2 protein-coding genes are annotated in these 2,680 nt (G+C 66.0%); one reads left to right on the top strand and one right to left on the bottom strand.

The genetic code is table 11. The features are described 5' to 3' along the window. Positions 1-732 precede the first annotated feature (732 nt). A complete protein-coding gene (locus NRB20_RS20345; protein ID WP_319945165.1) occupies positions 733-1,572 on the bottom strand; it encodes an SDR family NAD(P)-dependent oxidoreductase in 840 nt (279 codons plus the stop codon). 22 nt (positions 1,573-1,594) lie between these two features. Here NRB20_RS20345 and NRB20_RS20340 point away from each other — a divergent pair, with 22 nt between their 5' ends. Next, entirely contained in the window at positions 1,595-2,596 is a 1,002-nt protein-coding gene (locus NRB20_RS20340; RefSeq protein WP_153411722.1) for an alpha/beta fold hydrolase, read from the top strand. Positions 2,597-2,680: the final 84 nt, after the last annotated feature.

Below are 2,680 nucleotides of genomic sequence, written 5' to 3'. Positions count from 1 at the left end.
TGAACACCTCGAGTTCGAACTCGAAACACCAGGGGCGCGGCAGCAACGCACGACGAAACCACTGCTGCGCTCGCGAAAATTCCGGGTGTGCCCCTGCCTATTGCGAGGCGCACCCCCCACGCACGATCACACGTGTCAGAAAAGCGTGTGAATCGTCTTTCCGGGCTCCCGGCTCCCGGCGCCATCCCCGACGCTACAGCTCAGTGCGGCCCAACTCACAGCTCTCATTCGGCGACGCCTCCCAGCATCTCGAATTCGGAACAATCGGACTTTCTACCATTCGCCGAAGTGGCGCGAACGGTGCGACAGCTATTTTGCAGAATACTCGTCGATCGTGAGGGCGAAAGACCTACTTTATGATCGTGTTACAACCGCTCCATGACGTGCGGCTTCGGTGCCGGATCGCTCGTGACCGGGCTGTGCGGGCGGGGTCGACACCGGGTGCGACGAGGTGGACTCCGGGGATCGATCCATGTCAGCGCCCTTGAAGGCTGAGATCGATGGCCCGGTCGCGCGTGCTTGCGGCTGCCGTGCTGTCGGTCGGGACGGCGTGGTTACCTGATCTTGTTCAGTGGATGCCAGTCTTCATTTATCGCTCGGCAGTGCTCATTTTTCGAGAGAAGTAGCAAATTCTGGGCAACTGAACGGTGAAAATGGTTCGCGGGACACATGATTCACCTCATCCAGCAGCACCCGGAAGCGCCGCGGGATGCGTTCGGAAGGCCGGGCCGCTCAGCCCAGACGCGGGACGCGGCCGTCGATATCGGTGAAACCGTAGGCGTCGGCGAGATCGCGTACCCGCCAAGGCTTTCCGGTGCGGGCGCGGCGATCGGGGTCGGCGGCCAGGGCGACGACGGCACGTCCCGGGAAACGTGGCGTCTCGGCGTCGTTCAGATCGAAGGTGCCCTCGCCGGGCAGTGTGACCATCCGGCGGCCCTGCTCGTCGGCCGGAACCATTTGCAGCAGTTCGGTATTCACGATGCCGGGCCACAGCGACACCGCCGTGACGCCGGTGTCGGCCAGATCGTGCGCCATATCGGCGGTGAGCCGGTCCACCGCGCACTTGGCGACGCCGTAGACGGTGTTGTGGGTGTAGTGCTCCGCGCCGGGGGAGGAGATGTTCACGATCAGGCCGCCCGATTCGATCAACGCGGGCGCGGCGAAAACGCTTGCCACGTAATGGGATCGGACGCCGATGTCGAAACTCTCGTCCCACGCCTTCGGGGGCACCTCCCAGAACGGGCGGCCCAGCCAGCGCGCGGAGGCGGGCGCGTTGTAGACGTTGTTGACCAGCACGTCCAGGCGGCCGTCAGTGCTGCGGATCCTGTCGAACAGCGCCTGCACCGCATCGTCGTCGGCGTGATCGCACACGTACGGCACGCCGACGCCGCCGAGTTCGTCGATTTCCGCGGCGGTCTGCGCCACGGTGCCCGGCAGGCGGCCCGGCGTGGCGGTGCGACCGGTGAGATAGACCGTCGCGCCCGCGGCGCCCAGTTCCAGCGCGATGCCCTTGCCGATGCCGCGGCTGGCGCCGGTGACGACCGCGACCTTTCCGGCGAGTATTCCGTTCACGACTTCAGGACACTACCTTGAGATGAGAACACGTTCTAGTTATGGAGGCGGAGTGGAGCCGACACATCGGCAGGTGCAGACCAACGGGATCCGATTGCACATCGCGGAGCAGGGGACCGGATACCCGGTGATCTTCTGTCACGGATTCCCGCACGGCTGGTCGGTGTGGCGGCGTCAGCTTCGCGCGCTGGCCGCGGCCGGATATCACGCCATCGCTCCCGACCTGCGCGGATACGGCCGCACCGAGGCGCCCGAGGGACTCGAGGCGACCACGAACGAGGCCGTCGCCGGTGATCTGCTCGGCCTGCTGGACGATATCGGGGCCGAGCACGCGGTGTTCGTCGGCCTGGACTTCGGCGCGCAACTGGTGTGGGAACTGTCCCTGCGCGCGCCCGAGCGTGTCGCGGCGGTATTCGTGCTGAACAATCCGTATGCCCCGCGCCCGCCCAAACCGCCGTCGGCCTTCTGGACCAGGGCCGCGGAACGGCACTTCCTGCACCTGTCCTACTTCCAGACCCCCGGCGTCGCCGACGCCGAATTGGCCGCGCGCCCACGCGAATTCCTCGCCCGCGTCTACTATTCGCTCAGTGGCGACTTCCACTACCTGGACACCTGGAAGAACCCGCCCGGCATCGGCTACCTCGACGCCCTGCCGCAGGCTCCCGCGCTCCCGTGGTCGTGGCTGTCCGAGGCCGAATTCGACGCTCAGGTAACGGAATTCGAGCGCACCGGATTCACCGGCGGCCTGAACTGGTACCGCGCCCTGGACCGCAACTGGGAACTGACCGCCGAGCTCCCCACCACCGTCCCGGTCCCCGCCTACTTCCTCTACGGCGAGAACGACCCGGACATGGAGGGTTTCAGCGGCCGCGACCCCCTGGCCACCCTGCGCGCCAACGTCCCGGACCTCCGCGCGGTCGAAAAGATCCCGGGCGCAGGACATCTCGTGCAATGGGAGCGCACCGAAGCGGTGAACGAATTCCTCACCCGCCACCTGAAAGCCCTAGACCCGGCGAACAGCTGAGCCCGGGCTGCTCGGCAAGCGATGAATATCGTTGTCGGCAAACGTAATCGGACGGTTGCCGTCGGGATGAACGGTATCTGCTTG

The organism is Nocardia macrotermitis (assembly GCF_009604405.1).
In the GTDB taxonomy this organism is placed as follows: Bacteria; Actinomycetota; Actinomycetes; order Mycobacteriales; family Mycobacteriaceae; genus Nocardia; species Nocardia macrotermitis.
This window is presented reverse-complemented; position numbering and strand designations above follow the sequence as displayed.

What these genes read in the sequence shown, in the direction of transcription:
- NRB20_RS20340 (WP_153411722.1), top strand. Translation starts at nt 1,595, where the DNA reads ATGAGAACACGTTCTAGTTATGGAGGCGGAGTGGAGCCGACACATCGG.